Below are 20,945 nucleotides of genomic sequence, written 5' to 3'. Positions count from 1 at the left end.
AGAAAGGCGCAGGACGTGATCATCGACCTTCCCAACACCACCACGCGGGACATCGCCGCCTCCCTGCAGCACATCCACGAGACCACGGCCCAGACCACCGGGCGCGTGCTCACCCTCATCGTCATGGCGGGGACGGGGGACGACCTGCCGGAGATCATCCGCGCCACCACCGACGCCTCCTGGGAGCACCCCTCCCGGGTGCTCGTGCTCATCGACGGCGGCCCCGCCGAGGCCTCCGGGGTGGACGCGGAGGTGCGCGTGGGCGGCAGCGTGGGCGCCAGCGAGTTCGTCATCATGACGCTGCGCGGCGAGGTGGCCGCCCACGCCAACGCCGTGGTCACCCCCCTGCTGCTGCCGGACACCCCCATCGTGGTGTGGTGGCCCTCCCGCGCCCCCGAGAACCCCGCCGAGCACCCGGTGGGCAGGCTCGCCCAGCGCAGGATCACCGACTCCGCGCTGCGCCCGGAGGCATACTCCCCCGGGGACTCCGACCTCGCCTGGGCGCGCATCACCCAGTGGCGCGGGATCGTCTCCTCCGCCCTGGACGCCCACCCGCACGAGCCGGTCACCGGGGTGCTCATCAAGGGACCCCGGGTAAGCCCCAGCATCGACCTGGCGGCCGGGTGGCTGGCCCGGTGCCTGGGCGTGCCCGTGCGCCGGGGGGTGGCCACCCACGAGATCTCCGGCGGCCTGGAGCCCTGCGAGCTGCGCCTGGAGCGCCCCGGCGGGCCGATCACCATCCACAACCGCAGCCACTCCACGGTGTCCGTGCGGATGCCCCAGCGCCCGGAGTCCCTCGTGGCCATGAGCCCGCGTTCCACCGCGGACTGCCTGGCCGAGGAGCTGCGCCACCTTGACCCCGACGTCATCTATGCCGAGGCCCTGGCGAGCATGGGCTCGGTCGTCTTTGAGGAGGAATAATGCCGCAGATTCGCCGCTACGCGGACCTGAACGCCCTGGTGCGGGCCGCCGCCGAGGAGACCGCCCGGGTGATCGCCCGGGCCCAGGCCGGGGGGGACGGCCTGGCCCGGCTCGTCCTGACCGGGGGCGGGGCGGGCATCGCCCTGCTGGAATCGCTGAGCGCCCGCGAGGACATCGACTGGGGCCGGGTGCACGTCTTTTTTGGCGACGAGCGCAACGTGCCCGTGGCCGATCCCGAGTCCAACGAGGGGCAGGCGCGCGCCGCCCTGCTGGACAAGGTGGGCATCCCCGCCGAGCAGATTCACGGGATGGGGCTGGACGGTAATGCGGACATGGAGGCCGCCGCCGAGCGCTACGAGGAGGAGCTGCGCCGCTGGGCCCCGGAGGGCTTCGACGTGCACTTCCTGGGCATGGGCGGCGAGGGGCACGTCAACTCGCTGTTCCCGCATTCTGCCGCCACGGCGGAGAGCCGACGCTGGGTGGTGCCCGTGTACGACTCCCCCAAGCCCCCCGCACAGCGGCTCAGCCTCACGCTGCCCGCCGTGGGACGGGCGCGGCGGGTGTGGCTGCTGGTCTCCGGTGCGGCCAAGGCCGAGGCCGCCGCGGCGGTGGCGCAGCGCAAAAACGCCGCGGACTGGCCGGCCGCGGGGGCCAGGGGCGCGGCGGAGACGGTGCTCTTCCTCGACGAGGAGGCCGCCGCAGCGCTCTAGCGCGGGCGACCGAGGGGCCCTAAAGGCCCCGCGAGGCTGCCGTTAGGCGTAGGCCTGAATCAGGTTCAGGGCGATGATGCAAACCACCCAGATCAGCGCCACGATGATGGTGTAGCGATCAAGGTTCTTCTCCACCACCGTGGAGCCGGACAGGTTGGACTGCACGCCGCCGCCGAAGAGGCTGGACAGGCCGCCGCCCTTGCCCTTGTGCAGCAGCACCAGCACCGTCATCAAAACGGCGGTCAGCACAAGAATGATCTCAAACGCAAGAACCATGTCATTCCTTATTTCACGTCTATTGAGGGAACCCTCCCCACCCTACACCACGGGCGGGGAGGCCACGGGGAGCGCCGCCGGTTAGCCGGAGTTCCGCAGCGCGGTGGCGAGCCCGTTCATGGTGAGCTGGATGCCCGAGGCTACGCTGTCGCGCTGGTCACCGGCCCGGTAGCGGCGCAGCAGCTCCACCTGGATGATGTTCAGCGGCAGCAGGTATGGGTAGCGCGCCCGCACGGACCGCGCCAGCGCGGGGTTGTCCTCCAGCAGCCGATCCCGCCCGGTGACCCGCCCGAACATCTCGAGGGTGAGGTCGTACTCTTCCCGGATCGTGCGGTAGATCCGGGAGGCGACCTCCGCGTCCCCGATCAGGTCCGCGTAGAGCCTGGCCAGCTCCATCTCCGCCTTGCTCATCACCTGAGCCATGTTGGAGAGCACGGAGTTAAAGAAGGGCCAGGACTCGTTGAGGGCGCGCAGCTCCGCCACCCGCTCCTCCGGGTTCTCCCCCGCCTCGACCCACTGGTGCAGGGCGCTGCCCACCCCGAACCAACCGGGGAGCATGACGCGCGACTGCGACCACGAGAGCACCCAGGGGATCGCGCGCAGGTCGGCCAGCGTCTCCGTCTGCTTGCGCGAGGAGGGCCGCGAGCCGATGTTGAGCGCCCCGATCTCCTGCAGCGGGGTGGACTCGGTGAAGTATTGGATAAAGCCGGGATCCTCGTGCGCCAGGGCGGAGTACGCGCGCTGGCTGGCCTTAGAGAGCCAGGACATGATCTCGTAGGCGCGCTGGGGATCGTCCAGGTCGTTGATGTTGAGCACGCTGGCCTCCAGCGTGGCGGAGACCAGGGCCTCGAGGTTCCAGCGGGCGGTGTCCCGGGAGCCGTACTTGGCGGAGATGATCTCCCCCTGCTCCGTGATGCGCACGGAACCGGCCACGGCCCCGTGCGGCTGCGCGAGGATGGCCTCGTAGGAGGGGCCGCCGCCGCGCCCCACGGTGCCGCCGCGCCCGTGGAAGAGGCGCAGGCGCAGGCCGTGCTCGCGGCACACGCGCACGAGGTCCATCTCCCCGCTGTAGAGCGCCCAGTTGGCCGCGAAGTACCCGCCGTCCTTGTTGGAATCGGAGTAGCCGAGCATGACCTCCTGGACGTCCCCGCGCTGCCGCAGGTATTCGCGGTAGAGGGGCAGCCGCCACAGCTTCTCCAGGATGCCGGCCCCGGCGCCGAGGTCCTCGATGGTCTCGAAGAGCGGGATGACGTCCACGGTGCCGGTGGGGTGCTGCCCGCCGGCCCGGATCAGGCCCACCTCCTTGAGCAGCACCATCGGCTCGAGGACGTCGCTCACGGACTCCGCCATGGAGATGATGCAGTGCGGCACCGCCTCCGGGCCGAAGCGCTCCACGGCGGCCGCGGCCTGCCGGAAGATGCCCAGCTCCCGCTCGGTGACCTCCCCGTAGCCCGCGTGGCCGGTGGGCACGAGGGGGCGCGGGGTCTCCAGCTCCCGGACCAGGAGGGCGATCTTGTCCTCCTCGCTCAGCCCCCGGTAGTCCTCCGTCACGCGCGCCACGGAGAAGATCTCCGTGAGCACGTCCTCGTAGCTCTCGGAGTTCTGCCGGATGTCCATGGAGTAGAGGTGGAAGCCAAAGCTGTGCACCGCCGCCCGAAGCCGGGCCAGGCGGTCGTCCGCGATGATGTCGTCCCGGCTCGCGCGCAGGGAGGCGTCCACCACCGCGAGGTCCGCCTCGAACTCCTCGGCGGAGCCGTAGGGGGCGTGGGCGCGGTGCCACTCCCCCTCCACCGCCTCGGGCCCGATGAGGTGCGCGATGGTGGACAGCATGCGCCCGCGCATGCCGTGGATGGCCCTCCGGTAGGGCTCATCCACGCGGCTGGGCACGTCGTTCTTGCCCCGCTCGGCCAGCGCGTAGAGGTCCACGCTGACCTCGCTCATGCGGTCGGACACGCTGAGCTCGTGCTCCAGCCGGTGCAGCTCGGAGCAGTAGCGCTGGAGCACGGTGTGGGCCGCCCGGCTGGTGGCGTACTCCAGGGTCTGCGCCGTGACGTAGGGGTTGCCGTCGTGATCCCCGCCGATCCACGAGCCGGGGCGGATGATCGCGTGCGGGGGCACCTCCCGCCCCACCGCCTCGCGCAGGCGGGCCAGCACCGCAAGGTTGATGCGGGGGATCTCCTCGAGCAGGCTGAGCTTGTAGTAGCGCAGCCCCACCTCGATCTCGTCCTCGATGCGGGGGCGGGCCACCCGGATGAGGGCCGTCTGCCAGAGCACCGTGAGGCGGCGGCGGATGTCGGCCTCGATGGCCTCCAGGTCCCTCCGCGTGGCGGCGTTGTCCGGCAGGCCCAGCAGGCGGTGGCGGCGGCGCATGGCCGTGGCGATGTGCTTCTGCGCGTCAAAGACGGTGCGGCGCCGGGTCTCCGTTGGGTGCGCGGTGAGCACCGGGGCCACCAGCGTGTGCGGCAGCTCCTCCGCGAGCCGCTCCGGGGCCACCCGGGCGTCGCGGAACTTGGCCCAGGTGGCCTCCAGGGTGGAGTCCGGGGCCGGGGCGCCGCTGTACTGGTGGTCCAGCCGGTCCTGCTCGTCGTGCAGGTCCTCCGCAAGGTTGGCCATGAGGGCGAAGTGGCTAAAGGCCCGGATGACCGGCTCGGCGCGGTCCGGGTCGATGTCGCGGAACATGGCTACCAGGGAGGCCATGTCCTCCGTGCCCCCGGCGATGGAGAAGGCCTGGCGGCGGGCGGACTCCACGAGGTCAAAGACCTCGGGGCCCTCCTGCTGGGCGATCACCTCGCCCAGGATGCGCCCCAGGTAGCGTATGTCGTCCTGAAGGTTGATGGGTTGATCCACGATGGTGGGGGTGTCCTTCCTCATGACGCCGCGACGCCACCCAGCGTTGTGGGGGCGCCGCGGCGTCGGCATGCGTTTTTCCGTTTTAGTTCAGCGGACCGGCGGCGCTGGCCGCCAGCTTGGCAAAGGCCTGCCCGTCCAGGGAGGCCCCGCCCACGAGGCCGCCGTCCACGTCCGGCTGCCCCACGATCTCGGCCACCGTCTCGGCCTTCACCGAGCCGCCGTAGAGGATGCGGATGCCCTCGGCCACCTCCTCGGAGGCCAGCTCGCGGACGAGGCCGCGCAGCGCGTGGCACACCTCCTGGGCGTCGGCCGCGGAGGCCACCTTGCCGGTGCCGATGGCCCACACCGGCTCGTAGGCGATGACGGTGCGCGAGAGCTCCTCCGCGCTCAGGCCCTCGAGGGAGGCCCGGGTCTGCTCCACCACGTACTCCACGTGGGTGCCCTTCTCGCGGACCTCCAGGGGCTCGCCCACGCACACGATGGGCGAGATCCCCTTGTCCAGGGCGGCCTTGGACTTGGCGGCCACCTGGGCATCCGTCTCGTGGTGGTACTGGCGGCGCTCGGAGTGGCCGGTGACCACCCAGGAGCAGCCGAGCTTGGCCAGCATGGAGGCGGAGATCTCCCCGGTGTAGGCCCCGGACTCGTGCTCGGAGACGTCCTGGGCGCCGTAGGTGATCTGGAGCTTATCGCCCTCCACGAGGGTCTGCACGGAGCGCAAGTCCGTGAAGGGGACGGTCACCGCCACGTCCACCTTCTCGTAGTACTCCTTGGGCAGGGCGAAGGCGAGCTTCTGCACGGTGGCGATGGCCTCGAGGTGATCGAGGTTCATCTTCCAGTTTCCGGCGATCAAAGGGGTGCGTGCCATGAGGAAAAACCTTTCTGTTCTGCGGGGGTTACTGGGCGTCGAGGACGGCCACGCCGGGGAGTTCCTTGCCCTCAAGGAACTCCAGCGAGGCGCCGCCGCCGGTGGAGATGTGGGAGAAGCCCTCCTCGTCAAGCCCCAGGGCGCGCACGGAGGCCGCGGAATCCCCGCCGCCGACCACGCTGAAGGAGCCGTTGTGGGCGGTGGCGTCGATGATGGCCTGGGCCACCCCGGCGGTGCCCTTGGAGAAGGCCTCGAACTCAAAGACGCCCATCGGGCCGTTCCAGAACACCGTCTTGGAGTCCGCGAGCACCTCCGCGAACTTCTTCACGGACTCCGGGCCCACGTCCAGGGACTGCCAGCCCTCCGGGATGCCGTCGAGGGAGACCACGGTGTTCTCGGCGTCCGCCGCGAACTCCTTGGCGGCCACCAGGTCCACCGGGAGCACGATCTTCTCGCCGTAGCGCTCCAGCAGGTCCGCGCAGGTATCCACCATCTCCTTCTGCAGTAGGGACTCCTGGACGTCGTAGCCCTGGGCGGCCAGGAAGGTGTAGCACATGCCGCCGCCGATGATGAGGCGGTCCGCCTTCTGCGCCAGGGCCTCGATCACGCCGAGCTTGTCGGAGACCTTGGAGCCGCCGAGCACTACCACGTAGGGGTGCTCCGGGGAGGCGGCCACGGTATCGAGCACGTCCACCTCCTTGCCCACCAGGTAGCCCGCGTAGGCGGGCAGGCGCTTAGCCACGTCGTACACGGAGGCCTGGGCGCGGTGCACCACGCCGAAGCCGTCGGAGACGAAGGCCCCGTTATCGGCGGCCAGCGCCACCAGCTCCTCGGCGAAGGCGGCGCGCTCGGCCTCGTCCTTGGAGGTCTCGCGGGGGTCGAAGCGCACGTTCTCCAGCAGCACCACGTCCCCCTCGCTCAGGCCGTTGGCGCGCTCGTGGGCGTCCTCCCCCACCACGTCGCCGGCCAGGGCCACGTACTGCCCGAGGGCCTCGGAGAGCGCCTCGGCCACGGGGGCCAGGGAGTACTTGGCGTTGACCTCGCCCTTGGGGCGGCCCAGGTGCGCGGTGACGATGACCTTGGCGCCGCCCTCGATCAGGGCCTTGAGCGTGGGCAGGGAGGCGTTGATGCGGCCCGGGTCGGTGATCTCCCCGGCGTCGTTGAGCGGGACGTTGAAGTCGGAGCGCACGAGGATGTGGCGGCCCGCCACGCCCTCGGCAAGCAGATCGTCGATGGTCCTAATAGCCATGAGGGGTGAACTTCCTTTCGAGTGAAGAAAAGCGGCCCAGGTGTGCCGAGGCACACCCCGGGCCGCAGGGTTATCCAAGGATGGGCCTTAGAGCTTGGAGGCCACGTGCTCCGTCAGGCGCAGGAGCTGGCAGGTGTAGCCCCACTCGTTGTCGTACCAGGACACGACCTTGACCTGCTTGCCGATGACCTTGGTCAGGCCGGCGTCGAAGATGGAGCCGTGGGAATCCGTGACGATGTCGTGGGAGACGATCGGATCCTCGGTGTAGGCCAGGGTGTCGCCCATGGCGCCCTCGGCGGCGGCCTTGATGGCGGCGTTCACGGCCTCCACGGAAACCTCTTCCTTAGCGGTGAAGGTGAGGTCCGTGGCGGAGCCGGTGATCACCGGCACGCGCAGGGCGTAGCCGTCCAGCTTGCCCTTGAGCTCCGGGAGCACCAGGGCCACGGCCTTGGCCGCACCGGTGGAGGTGGGGACGATGTTCACGGCGGCGGCGCGGGCGCGGCGCAGGTCCTTGTGGGGGGCGTCGTGCAGGCGCTGGTCGCCGGTGTAGGCGTGCACCGTGGTCATCAGGCCCTCCTCGATACCGAAGGTATCGTTGAGCACCTTGGCCATCGGGGCCAGGCAGTTGGTGGTGCAGGAGGCGCCGGAGATCACGGTGTGCTTCTCCGGGTCGTAGTCCTCGTGGTTGACGTTGTACACGAAGGTGGCGTCCTCGTTCTTCGCCGGAGCGGAGATGATGACCTTCTTCGCGCCACCCTCAAGGTGAGCCTTCGCGGCGTTGGCATCGGTGAAGAAGCCGGTGGACTCGATCACGATGTCCACGTTGTGGGCGGCCCAGTCCAGGTTCTTCGGGTCGCGCTCGGCGGACACGGCGATGCGCTTGCCGCCCACGGTGATGGAATCGTCGTCGAACTCCACGTCCTGGTCCAGCTTGCCCAGGATCGAGTCGTACTTCAGCAGGGTGGACAGCGTCTTGTTGTCGGTCAGATCGTTAACGGCGACGACCTCGAGGTCCTCGCTGCGCTGCAGCACGGCACGGAAGAAGTTGCGGCCGATGCGGCCAAAGCCGTTGATGCCAACACGAATGGTCACTGTAAAAACTCCTCTAGGTTGAGAGCGGTGTCCAAAGCGCCAGGGGCGCTTTGCCTCACACGGACGAGTGTACCGCCCCCGGCCCGCGCCCGCAGCCACCCATCCGGGCGAGAACCCACAGAAACAAAAAGAATATCGGGTTTTTGCGCCGTTTTTCGGCGGAAACCCACAGGAAAACGTCCCCGGGCGGCGCCGCCCTACCCACATACGGGGGTAAGCGGGCGTCGCTCCCCGCGCAACGATCCCCCGACCCCGCAAAAAGTGATACTCACCACTTTTTACTCGTCGCCGTCAAGCATCTCCTCCGTGAGGGCGGAGCGGGTATCTTCCAGCCCCTCCTCCTGCGCCCGCTTGTCCGCCATGGACAGCAGGCGGCGAATCCGCCCCGCGATGGCGTCCTTGGTCATCGGCGGGTCCGCCAGCCGGCCCAGCTCCTCCAGCGAGGCCTGCCGGTGGGCCACCCGCAGGTGCCCCGCCTCCGCCAGATGCTCGGGCACGTCGTCCCCCAGCAGCTCCAGCGCGCGCTCCACGCGGGCGGCGGCCGCCACTGCGGCCCGGGCGGAGCGGCGCAGGTTGGCGTCGTCGAAGTTGGCCAGCCGATTGGTGCCCGTGACCTCCTCGCGCTCCTGGCGCAGGGCGTCCCACTCGAAGCGCGTGCGGTACGCGCCCATCCGGGTCAGCAGGGCTCCGATGGCCTCGGAGTCGCGCAGCGTGACCCGGTGCGTGCCCCGCGTCTCCTTGGGCTTGGCGGTCATCCCCAGGCGCCGAGCGCAGCCCACCAGCGCCAGGCTCGCCTCCTCCCGGGGGCACAGCACCTCCAGGGACACCGCCCGGCCGGGGGCGGCGAGGAAGCCCCGGGCGAGGAAGGCCCCCCGCCACGCGGCCTCCACGTCCCCGACGGTGCCGGAGACCACCTGCGGCGGCAGCCCCACGATGATCACGCCGGTGGGGCCGACCAACCCGGTGCGCCGCACCACGTCCATCGCGCCCGAGGTCACGCTCACCACGTGGCGGGGGGCCTTGCGACCGCTGCCGGGGCGCACCGTGCGCACCCGCGCCGTGGCCTCGAACAGGGCCTCGATCTCCCGGCGCAGGCGCTGCGCGGCGGCCAGGGAATCCAGCTCCGCCTCGATCAGGAGGCTCCCGCCCGCGTTCTCCATGGTGGAACTGCACCGCAGCATGGCCGCGACCTCCGCGATCCGGGCGCTCGTGCCGCGGGTCTCCACCGCCGCCAGCTCCGCCTTGGCCTTAGCGGTCAGCTCCGCTCTACCGGGTTCCTTTTTCTCCATAGTGCCGAGCAAGTCTAATATGCCTTGGCCAGGGAACGTAATGCCGCCGCCAGCTTGGCCGGGTCGTGGCGATTGGTGCGGCGCCCCTCCGCCACGGCCTCCACGTCCGCGAACTCCACGGTGGCCCCCAGGCGGGCGGCCGCGCGCTCCACGTGAGAGCGCTCGCCCCGGGTGGGGATGGAGTAGGCGTCGATGAGGATGCGATCCACCCGCAGGGCGGGCGCGTGCTGGGAGAGCATGTGGAGGTGGCGCTCCGAGGAAAAGCCCTGCGTCTCCCCCGGCTCGGCGGAGAGGTTCAGCACCACCACCTTGCGCGCGGGGGTGCGGTTGAGGGCCTCCACGATGCCGGGAACCAGCAGATGCGGGATCACGCTGGAAAACCACGATCCCGGCCCCAGGGTGACCACGTCCGCCTCCTCGATGGCGCGCTGCGCCTCCGGGTTGGCCGCGGGCTCCTCCGGCAGCAGGCGCACCCGGCGCACCGAACCGGGGGTGGAGGCCACCGCCACCTGGCCGCGCACCGGGCGCATGATCCGGGGATCATCGTCGAGCCCCGAGACGTCCGCCTCGATGTCCAGCGGCTGCAGGCACATCGGCAGCACCCGGCCCCGCGAGCCGGTCAGGCGGGCCACGGTGTCCAGGGCCTCCTGGGTGGAACCCAACACCTCCTCCAGGCCGGAGATGAGGAGGTTGCCCACCGCGTGCCCCGCCAGCGCCCCGTGGCCGCCGAAGCGGTGCTGGAGCGCGCGGGCCCACATCTGGTCCTCCTCGGAGTCCCCCGCCAGGGCGGCCAGCGCCATGCGCAGGTCCCCCGGGGGGATCATCTGCAGCTCCCGGCGGATGCGCCCCGAGGAGCCGCCGTCGTCAGCCACGGTCACGATCGCCGTGATCGTCTCGGGATCGCAGAGGCGATCCGCCCGCAGCGTCTGAAAAAGGCCGTGCCCGCCGCCCAGGCTCACGATGTGCCGCATGGCGCCTCCTCGTTTCTGACTCATCTCGGCCTAGTCTCGGGCGATGTCGCGGTGCACGACGTTGACGTTGAGGTCCGGGCGCCCGCCCAGCCGCTTGCCGATCTCCTCCGCGATGGCCACGGAGCGGTGGTGCCCGCCGGTGCAGCCGATGGAGACGGTCATGAAGTTCTTGCCCTCGTGCCGGTAGCCCTCCTGCATGGAGTCAAACATCTCCAGGAAGTTGCGCACGAAGGGCCGGGCGTCGCGCTGCCCCAGCACGTACTCGGCCACCGGGGCGTCGGTGCCGCGATAGGGGCGCAGCTCCGGCTGCCAGTAGGGGTTGGGCAGGAAGCGCACGTCCACGGTGATGTCCGAGTCCCGGGGGACGCCGTGCTTGAACCCGAAGGACTGCACCGTGACGTGGCGCCGCTTGTCCACCCGGGGCCCGAAGGTCTCCTCGATCCGGCGGCGCAGGTCGTGCACCGAGAGATCCGAGGTATCCAGCGTGACGTCCGCGTCCTCCTTGATCTCGCTGAGCACGCGGCGCTCCCGCGCGATCCCCTCCGCGAGGGTGTCCTCCCCCTGGAGGGGGTGGGTGCGGCGCACGCTGTCGAAGCGCTTAATCAGCACGTCGTCGCGCGCGTCCAGGAACAGGATCGTGGGAGCCAGCCCCCGGGCCCGCAGCTCTTCGAGCATCTGCAGCATGTTGCCCCGGAACATGCGGGCGCGTACGTCCGTGACCATGGCCAGCTTGCTCACCGGGGAATCCTCGGCGTCGCACAGGGCGGCCAGCCGCAGGATCAGCTCCGGCGGGAGGTTGTGCGCCACATACCAGTCGCGATCCTCAAAGACCTTGGCCGCGGTGGAAAGACCGGCCCCGGACATCCCCGTGATCAGCATGGGGGGCTGGGCGAGATGATGCAGGCTCATGGCGGCCATTGTACGTCAGTTCTTAAGGCTCATCCCCCGGGATGCAGCCCCTCGAACACCGCCCGGGCGAGCGCCGGGCCGAACCCCTTGACCTGCTCGATGTCCTCGGCGCTGGCCTCCTTGAGCCGCTTGAGCGAGCCGAAGTGGCGCACCAGCTCCGTGCGGCGGGCCTGCCCCAGCCCCCGGATGTCGTCCAGCTCCGAGCGCCGCATCCGCTTGGAGCGCTGCTGGCGGTGGTAGCCGATGGCGAAGCGGTGCGCCTCGTCGCGCACCTGCTGCAGCAGGTACAAACCCTGGGACTGGCGCGGCAGGATCACCGGGTCCTCCTCCCCCGGCAGCCACAGCTCCTCGAGGCGCTTGGCCAGGCCCACCAGGGTCACGTCCACGATCCCCAGCTCGTCGAACACCCGCTGGGCCGCGGCCACCTGCGGGGCGCCGCCGTCCACGATGAATAGTTGCGGCGGGTAGGCAAAGCGCTGCGCCTCGGCGGCCTGCTCCTCCACCCGCTCGTCGCTGAAGGTGGAGCCGTCGAACTCCTCGGACTCCGGCACCGCGCGCTGGGTGTGGTGCCGCAGGAACCGACGCCGCGTCACCTCCGCGATGGAGCCCACGTCGTCGCTGCGGCCCTCCCCTGCGGCCTCCTTGATCCGGTACCGGCGGTAGTCGGACTTCTTGGGCAGGCCGTCCTCGAACACCACCAGGGACGCCACCACGTCGGTGCCCTGCAGGTGGGAGATGTCCGTGCACTCGATGCGCAGCGGGGCGGAGTCCATGCCCAGGGCGTCCTGGATGTCCTGGATCGCCGCCGAGCGGGCGGTGAGATCCCCCACGCGCTTGAGCTTGTGCTGCCGCAGCGCGTCCTTGGCGTTGCGGGCCACCGTCTCGATCAGCGCCCGCTTGTCCCCGCGCTGCGGCACCCGGATCTCCACCGGGCCGCCGCGCATTCCCTGGATCGCCCGGGTGGTCTCCCCGGCGTCCTCCGGCAGCTCCTGCACGAGGATCTGTCGGGGGATGGCCTGGTTGCGGCGGGTCTCCCCGGCGTCCTCGCGGTGGGAAAGCTGATCCACGCCGCGCCGCCGAATCCGCTCCGATTCCTCGCGCTCCTCCTGGTCGGCGCGCTCGGCGGCGTCCCCGTAGAACTGCACCAGGAAGTTCTGCATGAGCGCGGGCAGGGCCGGGTCGCGCTGCCCCTCCTCCAGGGGCTCCGCGCCTCCGGCCTGGTCGCCGGACTTTTCCACCACCCAGCCGCGCTGCCCGCGCACCCGGCCGTCGCGCACGTGGAACACCTGCACTGCGGCCTCCAGCTCGTCGGTGGCAAAGGCCACGACGTCCGCGTTCGTGCCGTCGCCCAGCACCACGGACTGCTGCTCCATGAGCTTGTCGATGGCCCCCAGGTCGTCGCGCAGCCGGGCCGCGCGCTCGAACTCCAGCTCCTGCGCCGCCTGCTCCATCTGCCTGTTCAGGCGGGCGCGCACCGGATCCGTGTGGCCCTGCATAAAGGAGCAAAAGCCCTCCGCGATCTCCCGGTGCTCCTCCTCGCCCACCCGCCCCACGCAGGGGGCGGCGCACTTATCGATGTAGCCCAGCAGGCACGGGCGGCCCAGCTGCTCGTGGCGGTGGAACACCCCCTTGGAGCAGGTGCGCAGGGGAAAGACGCGGGTGAGCAGGTCCAGCGTCTCGCGCACGGCCCAGGCGTGGGAGTAGGGGCCAAAATACCGCACGCCCCGGCGGCGCGGGCCCCGGTAAAAGAAGGCCCGGGGGAACCTCTCGCCCATGGACACGGCGAGCATGGGGTAGGTCTTATCGTCCCGGTACTTGACGTTAAAGCGCGGGTCGAAGCGCTTGATCCACGTGTACTCCAGTTGCAGGGCCTCGACCTCGCTGCCCACCACCGTCCACTCCACGGCGCAGGCGGTGAGCACCATCTGGCGGGTGCGGGGGTGCAGCTGCGTGATGTCCTGAAAGTAGTTGGACAGGCGGGCCCGCAGGTTCTTGGCCTTGCCCACGTAGAGCACCCGGGAATCCTCGCCCCGGAACTTGTACACGCCGGGCTCCGTGGGGATGGCGCCCGGGGCCGGGCGATACGTGATGGGATCGGCCACGGCTAATCCTGGGGCATGTAGCGCGCTTCCAGCGCGCGGAACTTCTCCACGTCCCCCACGATGCTGGCGCGGTCGGCCGACTGCATCGCCCACATGGGCACGTACTCGAAGTCCGGCAGCTCCAGGCGCGCCATGCGCGAGCCACGGGGGAAGGCCAGGCCGTAGACCACGGACCAGTGATAAAAGCGGGTGCCGATGAAGTTGCGCACCTCCACGCCGTCCGCGTTGACGCGCACCCGGGGGCGCTGCAGGGCCACGAACACCAGGAGGGACAAGACTACGCCCACCCCAAAGAAGGCGAAGCGATCCACGGTGGTCAGGGCGGTGCCCGTATCGCCCACGCCCACCACCACGGACATGAAGATGTGCACCGCCATGATCACGGCCGCCGCCACCCAGGACAGCACCTTAAGCCGGGCGGAGGTCACCTCCAGCTCCCACGGCCGGGTGGACACCACCGCCGTGGGATCCGCGGCGTTATAGCGCTGCACGTCCGACTCGCTCAGGGGAGTCCCGCCGTGCTGATCCTTGCCCTGCTGCTTGCTGTCCACCCGCGCCTCGCTTTTCTGACCGGTACCTCGTTTGATTCTAGTTCCCCCGCGCCCTAGCCCGTAATCCCGCGCAGCACCACGGCGGTGTGCAGCGCCGCGATGGCGGCCTCCGCGCCCTTGTCCTCCACGGCGCCCTCCCCGCCCGAGCGCTCCACGGCCTGCTCGTAGGTGTGCGTGGTGAGCACCCCGTTGCCCACGGGGGTGGACTCGGTGAGCGCGATGCTGCTCAGCCCGCTCATCACAGACTCGCAGACGTACTCGAAGTGGGGCGTGCCGCCCTGGATGACGCACCCCAGGGCCACCACCGCGTCATAGCGGCGGGCCAGCTCCTGGGCCACCACCGGGATCTCCAGGGCGCCGATCACCCGGAACTCCGCCACGCTCGCCCCGGCCTCCCGGGCGGTGGCCACCGCCCGGGCGTGCAGCCGGTCGCAGATCTCCTCGTTCCAGGTGGAACTGAGCACCGCCACGGTGATGCCCGTGGCGTCGAGGACGTCGGTGCCCACGCTGGGCAGGCCTTCCTTAGCCATAACTGCTTACTCTCCTTCCGGGCGGCCCTGGCGGGCCTCCCACTGTGCCACGGCGGGCAGGTCGTGCCCCATGCGATCGCGCTTGGTCCGAAGGTAACGCACGTTGTCCGCGTTGACCTCCACCGGCACGGTCACCCGTCCCTCGATGACGAGGCCGTGCTCCTCCAGTGCGCTGCTCTTGCCGGGGTTGTTGGTGATGAGGGACACCGAACGCACCCCCAGGCAGCGCAGGATCTGCGCCCCCGTATCGTACTCCCGGGCGTCCGCGGGCTGGCCCAGGGCGAGGTTGGCCTCCACCGTGTCCATGCCCCGATCCTGCAGCGCGTAGGCCTTGAGCTTCTCGATCAGCCCGATACCCCGGCCCTCCTGCCCCCGCAGGTAGAGCACGATGCCGCGCCCGGCCTCCTGCACCATGCGCAGGGAGTGGCGTAGCTGCTGGCCGCAGTCGCAGCGCCGCGAGCCAAAGACGTCCCCGGTGAGGCACTCGGAGTGGATGCGCACCAGGATGTCCTCCCCACCGTCGCGGTCCGGCTCCCCCGCGATGAGGGCCACGTGCTCCTGCCCGGTGACGGTGTTGACGAAGCCCACGGAGCGGAACGTCCCAAACTCCGTGGGCAGCACCGTCTCCACCGCGCGCTCCACGAGGACGTCGTTGCGCCGCCGCCAGGCTATGAGCTGGTCGATCGAGATCATGCGCAGGCCGTGGGCGTCCGCGAAGCGGCGCAGCTCCGGGGCGCGGGCCATGTCCGTGGGATCGTCCTCGGAGACCACCTCGCAGAGCACGCCCGCCGGGCGCAGCCCCGCGGCGCGGGCGAGGTCGATGGCGGCCTCGGTGTGGCCGTCGCGCACGAGCACGCCGCCGTCGCGGGCGCGCAGCGGCACCACGTGCCCCGGGCGGGTGAACTGCTCGGGGGTGGAGTTGGGGTCCGCGAGGCGGCGGATGGTCTCCGCCCGGGAGGTGGCCGAGATGCCCGTGGTGCCGGTGGCGGCGTCCACCGTCACGGTGTAGGCGGTGCCGCGGGCGTCCTCGTTGCGGCTGACCATGGGGGGCAGGCCCAGGCGGTCGGCGTCCTCGTTGGTCAGCGGGGCGCAGATGTAGCCCGAGGTGTAGCGCACCATGAAGCCCAGCAGCTCGGGGGTGGCCTTCTCCGCCGCGAAGATGAGGTCGCCCTCGTTCTCCCGGTCCTCGTTGTCCACCACCACCACGGCCTTGCCCGCCGCGATGTCCGCGATGGCCTCGTCCACGCTATCCAGGTGAATCTTCTGATCCGCATTCACAGTCACGTCGATCACTTTAGCCCTACCGCGCCGCCGATCCGGACGTGGGGGCCACCAACCTTTCCACGTACTTGGCCAGCACGTCCACCTCCACGTTCACCGCGTCGCCCTCCTCCAGGCGGCCGTGGGTGGTCTCCGCCAGGGTGGCGGGGATCAGGGAGACCTCGAACCAGTCCGGGCCCAGCGCGGAGACGGTCAGCGAGGTCCCGTTGAGGGTGATCGAGCCCTTCTCCACCACGTAGCGGGCCAGGGAATCCGGGAGCGCAAAGCGCAGCACGTCCCAGTGCTCGGAGCGCCGCCGGTGCAGCAGGGCCGCCGTGGCGTCCACGTGGCCCTGCACCACGTGCCCGCCCAGGCGCTGCCCCACCGCCAGGGCGCGCTCCAGGTTCACCGGTGCCCCCACGCGCAGCGACCCCAGGTTGCTGCGGGAGAGGGACTCCCGCATGACGTCCGCGGAGAACCCCTCCTCGTCCCGGTCCGCCACAGTCAGGCACACCCCGTTGACGCTGATGGAATCGCCCAGCCGGGTGCCCTCCAGCACCGTGGCGGCGCGGACGCTCATCCGCACCGCGTCGCCCTGATCCTCCAGGGCCCGCACCGCGCCTACTTCCTCAACAATCCCGGTAAACATCACTCGCCTCTTTCCATCTCTATGAGCGTATCGGGGCCCAGCCGGTGCACCCGCAGGGTGCGCCAGCGCCGCGCCGCGTCCAGGGTAGGCGCCAGCGGGCTGCGCACCACGCCGAGGCCGCCGCCCAGCACCAGGGGGGCGACGTAGGCCTGCAGGGCGTCCACGTAGTCCCCGGCCAGGGCGGAGTGGGCCAGGCCCGCGCCGCCCTCGATGAGCACGTCGCGGTCGCCCTTGCGCCACAACGCCTCCAGGGCCTGCGGGATTCCCGGGTACTGCTCGAAGCCCTGCTCGCGCATGTACTCCGGCACCGCGCGCGTGCCGATCACCACGCGGCGCGGCTGGTGCGGGTACAGGCCGCGCGCGCAGCGCGCGGTGAGCGCCGGACGGTCCGCCCACGCCGTGCCCGTGCCCACGATGATGGCGTCGCGCCGCGAGCGGTCGAGGTGCACCCAGGAGCGGGCCTGGGGGCCGGTGATCCACCTGCTCGTGCCGTCCGGGGCGGCGGTGAAGCCGTCGAGGCTCTGCGCGAACTTGAGGGTCACGTGCGGGCGGTGATTGCGCATCGCCGCCAGCCAGGGCCGCAGCGGCTCCACCTCGGCGTCCAGCCGGTGCACCTCCACCCCGCGCTCCCGGAGGAACCGCGCTCCCCCGCCCTCCTCATCCCCGGGATCGGGGTGGGCGTAGTACACCCGGGCCACGCCCGCGCGCAGCAGGGCGCGGGTGCACGGGCCGGTGCGGCCCGTGTGATTGCAGGGCTCCAGGGTGACCACTGCGGTGCCGCCCTGGGCCGCCGCCCCCGCCTGGTCGAGGGCCACCACCTCCGCGTGCGGGCCGCCCGGGGGCTGGGTGGCGCCCACCCCGGCCACCCACCCCTGGGCGGCGAGGATCACGGCCCCCACCGGGGGGTTCGGGCTGGTGATCCCCTTGACCGCCCAGGAGGCCTCCACGGCGAGGTCGAGGGCGCGGCGAATCTCTAGCTCATCGCTCATGAGAGGCGGGCGCGCTCGCGCAGGGAGGTCACCATCCCGGCGGGGTCCTCGGCCTTGTACACGGCGGACCCGGCCACGAAGGCGTCGCACCCGGCCTGCGCGGCGGCGGCGATGGTCTCCTCGGAGATGCCGCCGTCGATCTCGATGAGGGTGTCCAGGCCCCGGGCGTCGATCTCGCGGCGCAGGGCGCGCACCTTGTCGAGCTGATCCGGCATGAAGGACTGCCCGCCGAAGCCGGGCTCCACGGACATCACCAGCACCTCGTCGAAGTGCTCCAGGTGCGGGAGATAGGGCTCGATGGGGGTGGCGGGCTTGAGGGAGAAGGCCGCCCGCACTCCCAGATCGCGGATGGTGCGGGCCAGCCCCACCGGGTCCTCCGTGGCCTCCACGTGGAAGATCAGGGTGGCGGCCCCGGCCTGCGCGTAGCGCTCCACCCAGCGCTCCGGGTTCTCGATCATCAGGTGCACGTCCAGCGGCTTATCGGTCAGGGCGCGCACGGTGGCGGTGATGTCCGGACCAAAGGAGAGGTTGGGCACGAAGTGCCCGTCCATGATGTCCACGTGCACCCAGTCCGCGGTGGAGATGCGGGCGATCTCCTCGCCCAATCGGGAGAAGTCCGCGGCCAGGATGGAGGGGGCGATAATCGGGGCGTGTTGCATGAAACCAGTGTAGCCAGGCCGCTAGGCCGGCGGCACACCCTACGCCCTGCGCAGCGCCGCGAAGAACATCGCGTCCGTGCCGTGGCGGTGCGGCCACATCTGCACCGAGGGGGCATCCCCCACCCGGTCCATGCCGGGAACCAGGTCGCGCGCGGGCAGCTCCTCGGCGCCCCGCTCCGCCACGGCCCGCTCCACGATCTCGCGGGTCTCCCGCAGGTCCGGGGAGCAGGTGGAGTACACCACCACGCCGCCGGGCCGGACCAGGTCCAGCGCGGCGCCGAGCAGCTCGTACTGGAGCGCGCGCAGCTCCTCGATGTCGGTCTCCTGCTTGCGCCAGCGGGCCTCGGGGCGCCGCCGCAGGGCGCCGAGCCCCGAGCAGGGGGCGTCCACCAGCACGCGGTCGTAGCCGGGGGTCAGCCCGCTGCGGCGGCCGTCGGCTACGTGCACCGTCACCGGCAGCCCGCGCACGGCCTTGCGGACCAGCTCGGCGCGGTGCGCGGCGGGTTCCACTGCGTCCACCCGCGCCCGGTCGATCCGGGCCAGCGCCCCCAGGAGCGCGGCCTTGCCCCCGGGCCCGGCGCACAGGTCCAGCCACCGGCCGGAGTCCTCGCCCAGCACCGGGGCGGTGGCCACCGCCCGTGCGATGAGCTGGCTGCCCTCGTCCTGCACCGCCGCGAGGCCCTGGCGCACGGGCTCCAGCTCCGAGGGGGAGCCGGATTCGAGGTACACGGCGTACGGGCTGTAGCGCCCCTCCTCGCCGCCGACCACTAGGGCCAGCTCCTCCGCGCTGATCTCCCCGGGCCGGGCCACGAGGTGCACCGTGGGGCGCAGGGAGTCCGCTTCCAGGGCCCGCTCCAGCTCCCCCAAGCCCGCCGCACCTGCCGCGTCCGCCCCCAGCGCGGCGGCAAAGGAGCGCGCGATCCACTCGGGATGGGCGTGGCGGAAGGCCGCCCCGGCGAGGGGGTCGCGGGGGCTGAGCCGCTCCACCCACTCCGGCGCGGGGGTGCGTGCCACGGCGCGCAGGATGGCGTTGGCAAAGCCCTTGGCCCGCTCCTGGCCCGCCTCCGCCACCAGCTCCACGCTGGTGTCCACCGCGGCGTGCGGCTCCACCCTGGTGTAGAGCACCTGGTAGGCGCCCAGGCACAGGGCGTCGAGCACCTCCGGGGCCACCTCCCCCAAGGGGCGGGAGGAGCAGTGGGCGAGCACCGCGTCCAGCACGCCCTGCATGCGCAGCGTGCCGTAGGTGATCTCGGTGGCAAAGGCGGCGTCGCGCCCCTTGATCTTGCGCTCGCGCAGCGCGGCGGGCAGCGCGAGGTTGGCGTAGGCGCCCTGGGAGCGCACCGCCGCGAGCACCTCGTAGGCCACGCGGCGGGGGGCGTCCACCCGGGAGCGCGCGGGGCGCGGGGTGGCTCGGCGCGGGCGGGCCCCCTTATCCCGGGAAGCCCCCCTGCCCCGGGACCCGGCCCTGGGGGCGGGGGAGGCGGACCGCCCGGACCGCCCGGATTGCTCGGAAGGCCCGGCCTGCCCGGACTGTGCCGCCTTGGAGCGGGAACGGAAACCGCCGGATCGCGTGCTCACAGGAAACACTCCCCTTCCTCAAGCCGGGTGCCCCGCGCCCAATCGGCGGCGTCCATCATCTTCTTTCCCGGCGGCTGGAGGCGGGTCAGCCGCACCGGCTGGGTCCCGGTGCCCACCAGCACCTCCTTCTTCGAGGCCGCGACGCGTCCCGGCCCCAGGCCGCGCACCGCGCTGTCCAGGGGGATCTCCACCGGGGCCAGCTTGTAGCGCTGGTCGCCCAGCGTGGTCCAGGCGCCGGGTGCGGGGGTGTAGGCCCGGATGGCGCGGGCGATCCGCTCGGCGGGGGCCGCCCAGTCCACGCGGGCGTCCCCGGTGGCGATCTTGGGGGCGTAGCTGGCCTCGCCCTCCTGCGGGACGGGGCGCAGGGCCCCGGATTCCAGGCCCGTCATCGTGTCCACCAGCAGCTCGGCCCCCCGGTAGGCCAGGCGGGTGAGCAGGTCGTCCGCGGTATCGTGCGCGCGGATCTCCTCGTTGCGGCTGGCCAGGACGCCGCCGGTGTCCAGACCCTCGTCGATGCGGAAGGTGGTGGCCCCGGTGACCCTGTCCCCCGCCCGGATGGCCGCCTGCACGGGAGCCGCGCCGCGCCACGCGGGCAGCAGGGAGAAGTGGAGGTTGACCCACCCGTGGGGCGCTGCGTCGAGCAGGTCCGGGGTGATGAGGTTGCCGTAGGCCACCACTGGGATGGCCTGCGGGGCCAGCTCGCGCAGGCGGCGGCGCAGCTCCCGCCCGTCCGGGGTGTCCGCCGCGAGGGTGGCGGGGGTAAGCACCTCGATGCCGTGGCGGGCGGCCAGCTCCTTGACCGGCGAGGGGCGCAAGCTGCGGCCGCGCCCCCGGGGGGCGTCCGGCCGGGTGATGACCGCCAGCACCTCGTGGCGGGACTCGATGAGCGCCTGGAGGGCCACCACCGCGGGCTCGGGGGTTCCGGCGAAAACGATCTTCATGTGCTGATATTCCTCCTCGTGCGGGCTACTGGGCCCCGAACCATGCGGACGTGCGTATCTGTGCCATGGCCTCCTTGCGGTCCGCCGCGCTCGCCCTCTTGAGGTAGAGCACGCCGTCGAGGTGATCCGTCTCGTGCTGAATGCAGCGGGCCAGCAGCCCGGAGGCGGAGATCGCCACGGGCTTTCCCTCCACGTCCAGCCCGCGCAGGCGCACGCTGCGGTACCGGGGGATGGACAGGGAGATCTCCGGGATGGACAGGCACCCTTCGGTGCCCTCCTCCTTCTCCTCGCCCAGCGGCTCCCACACGGGGTTGATCACGTGGCCTTTGAGCCCGCCGGGGACGTGCGCGCAGTCGAACACAAAGACGCGACGCAGCACGCCCACCTGGTTCGCGGCAAGACCCACGCCCCCGGCGTCCGCCATCGTCTCCGTCATGTCCGCCACGAGGGTGCGCAGCGCGGCGTTGAACTCCGTGACCTCGCTGGCACGGGTGGTAAGCACCGGATCGCCAAACAGGCGGATGGGCAAAACAGTCATGGTGCACCATTGTATC

The 20,945-nt window shown here is 71.3% G+C and carries 20 protein-coding genes; 2 read left to right on the top strand and 18 right to left on the bottom strand.

Annotated elements, in window-relative coordinates; all coding sequences use genetic code 11:
• Positions 1 to 15 precede the first annotated feature (15 nt).
• The gene (locus tag B140_RS0108095) at positions 16 to 921 is read left to right on the top strand and encodes a glucose-6-phosphate dehydrogenase assembly protein OpcA (protein ID WP_018118857.1); all 906 of its coding nucleotides are present in this window, start codon (positions 16 to 18) and stop codon (positions 919 to 921) included.
• A complete protein-coding gene (pgl, locus tag B140_RS0108090) occupies positions 921 to 1,631 on the top strand; it encodes a 6-phosphogluconolactonase (protein WP_018118856.1) in 711 nt (236 codons plus the stop codon). Before B140_RS0108095 ends, pgl begins: the two co-directional genes overlap by 1 nt.
• Before the next feature lie 42 nt (positions 1,632 to 1,673).
• Here pgl and secG read toward each other — a convergent pair whose 3' ends face one another.
• The 18 genes from secG to def all read right to left on the bottom strand — a co-directional run bounded on the left by secG (position 1,674) and on the right by def (position 20,929).
• Positions 1,674 to 1,907 (bottom strand): preprotein translocase subunit SecG, encoded by a 234-nt coding sequence (secG, locus tag B140_RS0108085; protein ID WP_018118855.1) that lies wholly within the window; start codon positions 1,905 to 1,907, stop codon positions 1,674 to 1,676.
• A gap of 81 nt (positions 1,908 to 1,988) precedes the next feature.
• Positions 1,989 to 4,778: a phosphoenolpyruvate carboxylase gene (gene ppc, locus B140_RS0108080; protein WP_018118854.1), complete on the bottom strand. Its 2,790-nt coding sequence runs from the start codon at positions 4,776 to 4,778 to the stop codon at positions 1,989 to 1,991.
• Between the two features lie 61 nt (positions 4,779 to 4,839).
• Positions 4,840 to 5,622 carry a triose-phosphate isomerase gene (gene tpiA / locus B140_RS0108075; protein ID WP_026166148.1) on the bottom strand — a complete coding sequence of 261 codons (783 nt, stop codon included), beginning with the start codon at positions 5,620 to 5,622 and terminating at the stop codon, positions 4,840 to 4,842.
• A gap of 28 nt (positions 5,623 to 5,650) precedes the next feature.
• A complete protein-coding gene (locus B140_RS0108070; RefSeq protein WP_018118852.1) occupies positions 5,651 to 6,871 on the bottom strand; it encodes a phosphoglycerate kinase in 1,221 nt (406 codons plus the stop codon).
• A gap of 87 nt (positions 6,872 to 6,958) precedes the next feature.
• Positions 6,959 to 7,963 carry a type I glyceraldehyde-3-phosphate dehydrogenase gene (gene gap / locus B140_RS0108065; RefSeq protein ID WP_018118851.1) on the bottom strand — a complete coding sequence of 335 codons (1,005 nt, stop codon included), beginning with the start codon at positions 7,961 to 7,963 and terminating at the stop codon, positions 6,959 to 6,961.
• Between the two features lie 278 nt (positions 7,964 to 8,241).
• Complete coding sequence (whiA, locus tag B140_RS0108060) at positions 8,242 to 9,252, bottom strand: DNA-binding protein WhiA (protein ID WP_018118850.1); 1,011 nt, start codon at positions 9,250 to 9,252, stop codon at positions 8,242 to 8,244.
• 14 nt (positions 9,253 to 9,266) lie between these two features.
• On the bottom strand, positions 9,267 to 10,223 hold the full coding sequence (locus tag B140_RS0108055; protein WP_018118849.1) for a gluconeogenesis factor YvcK family protein: 957 nt from the start codon (positions 10,221 to 10,223) through the stop codon (positions 9,267 to 9,269).
• Between the two features lie 30 nt (positions 10,224 to 10,253).
• Complete coding sequence (gene rapZ / locus B140_RS0108050) at positions 10,254 to 11,141, bottom strand: RNase adapter RapZ (protein ID WP_018118848.1); 888 nt, start codon at positions 11,139 to 11,141, stop codon at positions 10,254 to 10,256.
• Between the two features lie 20 nt (positions 11,142 to 11,161).
• Positions 11,162 to 13,234 (bottom strand): excinuclease ABC subunit UvrC, encoded by a 2,073-nt coding sequence (gene uvrC / locus B140_RS0108045; RefSeq protein WP_018118847.1) that lies wholly within the window; start codon positions 13,232 to 13,234, stop codon positions 11,162 to 11,164.
• 2 nt (positions 13,235 to 13,236) lie between these two features.
• Positions 13,237 to 13,785 carry a PH domain-containing protein gene (locus tag B140_RS0108040; RefSeq protein ID WP_018118846.1) on the bottom strand — a complete coding sequence of 183 codons (549 nt, stop codon included), beginning with the start codon at positions 13,783 to 13,785 and terminating at the stop codon, positions 13,237 to 13,239.
• A 53-nt stretch (positions 13,786 to 13,838) separates the two neighbouring features.
• Complete coding sequence (gene ribH, locus B140_RS0108035; RefSeq protein WP_018118845.1) at positions 13,839 to 14,315, bottom strand: 6,7-dimethyl-8-ribityllumazine synthase; 477 nt, start codon at positions 14,313 to 14,315, stop codon at positions 13,839 to 13,841.
• A gap of 6 nt (positions 14,316 to 14,321) precedes the next feature.
• On the bottom strand, positions 14,322 to 15,593 hold the full coding sequence (locus tag B140_RS0108030) for a bifunctional 3,4-dihydroxy-2-butanone-4-phosphate synthase/GTP cyclohydrolase II (RefSeq protein ID WP_018118844.1): 1,272 nt from the start codon (positions 15,591 to 15,593) through the stop codon (positions 14,322 to 14,324).
• Positions 15,594 to 15,615: 22 nt separating this feature from the next.
• Positions 15,616 to 16,224, bottom strand: a complete 609-nt coding sequence (locus B140_RS0108025; RefSeq protein WP_026166146.1) for a riboflavin synthase — start codon at positions 16,222 to 16,224, stop codon at positions 15,616 to 15,618.
• Entirely contained in the window at positions 16,224 to 17,213 is a 990-nt protein-coding gene (gene ribD / locus B140_RS0108020; protein WP_018118842.1) for a bifunctional diaminohydroxyphosphoribosylaminopyrimidine deaminase/5-amino-6-(5-phosphoribosylamino)uracil reductase RibD, read from the bottom strand. The genes B140_RS0108025 and ribD overlap by 1 nt, the downstream gene beginning before the upstream one ends.
• Positions 17,210 to 17,872 carry a ribulose-phosphate 3-epimerase gene (rpe, locus tag B140_RS0108015; RefSeq protein WP_018118841.1) on the bottom strand — a complete coding sequence of 221 codons (663 nt, stop codon included), beginning with the start codon at positions 17,870 to 17,872 and terminating at the stop codon, positions 17,210 to 17,212. Before rpe ends, ribD begins: the two co-directional genes overlap by 4 nt.
• A gap of 39 nt (positions 17,873 to 17,911) precedes the next feature.
• Positions 17,912 to 19,450: an RsmB/NOP family class I SAM-dependent RNA methyltransferase gene (locus B140_RS0108010; RefSeq protein ID WP_018118840.1), complete on the bottom strand. Its 1,539-nt coding sequence runs from the start codon at positions 19,448 to 19,450 to the stop codon at positions 17,912 to 17,914.
• Positions 19,447 to 20,391, bottom strand: a complete 945-nt coding sequence (gene fmt / locus B140_RS0108005; RefSeq protein WP_018118839.1) for a methionyl-tRNA formyltransferase — start codon at positions 20,389 to 20,391, stop codon at positions 19,447 to 19,449. The genes B140_RS0108010 and fmt overlap by 4 nt, the downstream gene beginning before the upstream one ends.
• 25 nt (positions 20,392 to 20,416) lie before the next feature.
• Positions 20,417 to 20,929, bottom strand: coding sequence for a peptide deformylase (gene def, locus B140_RS0108000; protein WP_026166145.1), 513 nt, complete (start codon positions 20,927 to 20,929; stop codon positions 20,417 to 20,419).
• Between the last annotated feature and the right edge of the window lie 16 nt (positions 20,930 to 20,945).

Origin of the sequence: Corynebacterium mastitidis DSM 44356 (assembly GCF_000375365.1) — a bacterium.
GTDB classification, from domain to species: Bacteria; Actinomycetota; Actinomycetes; order Mycobacteriales; family Mycobacteriaceae; genus Corynebacterium; species Corynebacterium mastitidis.
This window is presented reverse-complemented; position numbering and strand designations above follow the sequence as displayed.

Bases quoted from the DNA above. Each gene is read 5' to 3' on its own strand.
- pgl (WP_018118856.1), top strand. From the start codon at position 921: ATGCCGCAGATTCGCCGCTACGCGGACCTGAACGCCCTGGTGCGGGCC.
- secG (WP_018118855.1), bottom strand. From the start codon at position 1,907: ATGGTTCTTGCGTTTGAGATCATTCTTGTGCTGACCGCCGTTTTGATG.
- ppc (WP_018118854.1), bottom strand. From the start codon at position 4,778: ATGAGGAAGGACACCCCCACCATCGTGGATCAACCCATCAACCTTCAG.
- tpiA (WP_026166148.1), bottom strand. From the start codon at position 5,622: ATGGCACGCACCCCTTTGATCGCCGGAAACTGGAAGATGAACCTCGAT.
- B140_RS0108070 (WP_018118852.1), bottom strand. From the start codon at position 6,871: ATGGCTATTAGGACCATCGACGATCTGCTTGCCGAGGGCGTGGCGGGC.
- whiA (WP_018118850.1), bottom strand. From the start codon at position 9,252: ATGGAGAAAAAGGAACCCGGTAGAGCGGAGCTGACCGCTAAGGCCAAG.
- B140_RS0108055 (WP_018118849.1), bottom strand. From the start codon at position 10,223: ATGCGGCACATCGTGAGCCTGGGCGGCGGGCACGGCCTTTTTCAGACG.
- rapZ (WP_018118848.1), bottom strand. From the start codon at position 11,141: ATGGCCGCCATGAGCCTGCATCATCTCGCCCAGCCCCCCATGCTGATC.
- ribH (WP_018118845.1), bottom strand. From the start codon at position 14,315: ATGGCTAAGGAAGGCCTGCCCAGCGTGGGCACCGACGTCCTCGACGCC.
- B140_RS0108025 (WP_026166146.1), bottom strand. From the start codon at position 16,224: ATGTTTACCGGGATTGTTGAGGAAGTAGGCGCGGTGCGGGCCCTGGAG.
- ribD (WP_018118842.1), bottom strand. From the start codon at position 17,213: ATGAGCGATGAGCTAGAGATTCGCCGCGCCCTCGACCTCGCCGTGGAG.
- rpe (WP_018118841.1), bottom strand. From the start codon at position 17,872: ATGCAACACGCCCCGATTATCGCCCCCTCCATCCTGGCCGCGGACTTC.
- fmt (WP_018118839.1), bottom strand. From the start codon at position 20,391: ATGAAGATCGTTTTCGCCGGAACCCCCGAGCCCGCGGTGGTGGCCCTC.
- def (WP_026166145.1), bottom strand. From the start codon at position 20,929: ATGACTGTTTTGCCCATCCGCCTGTTTGGCGATCCGGTGCTTACCACC.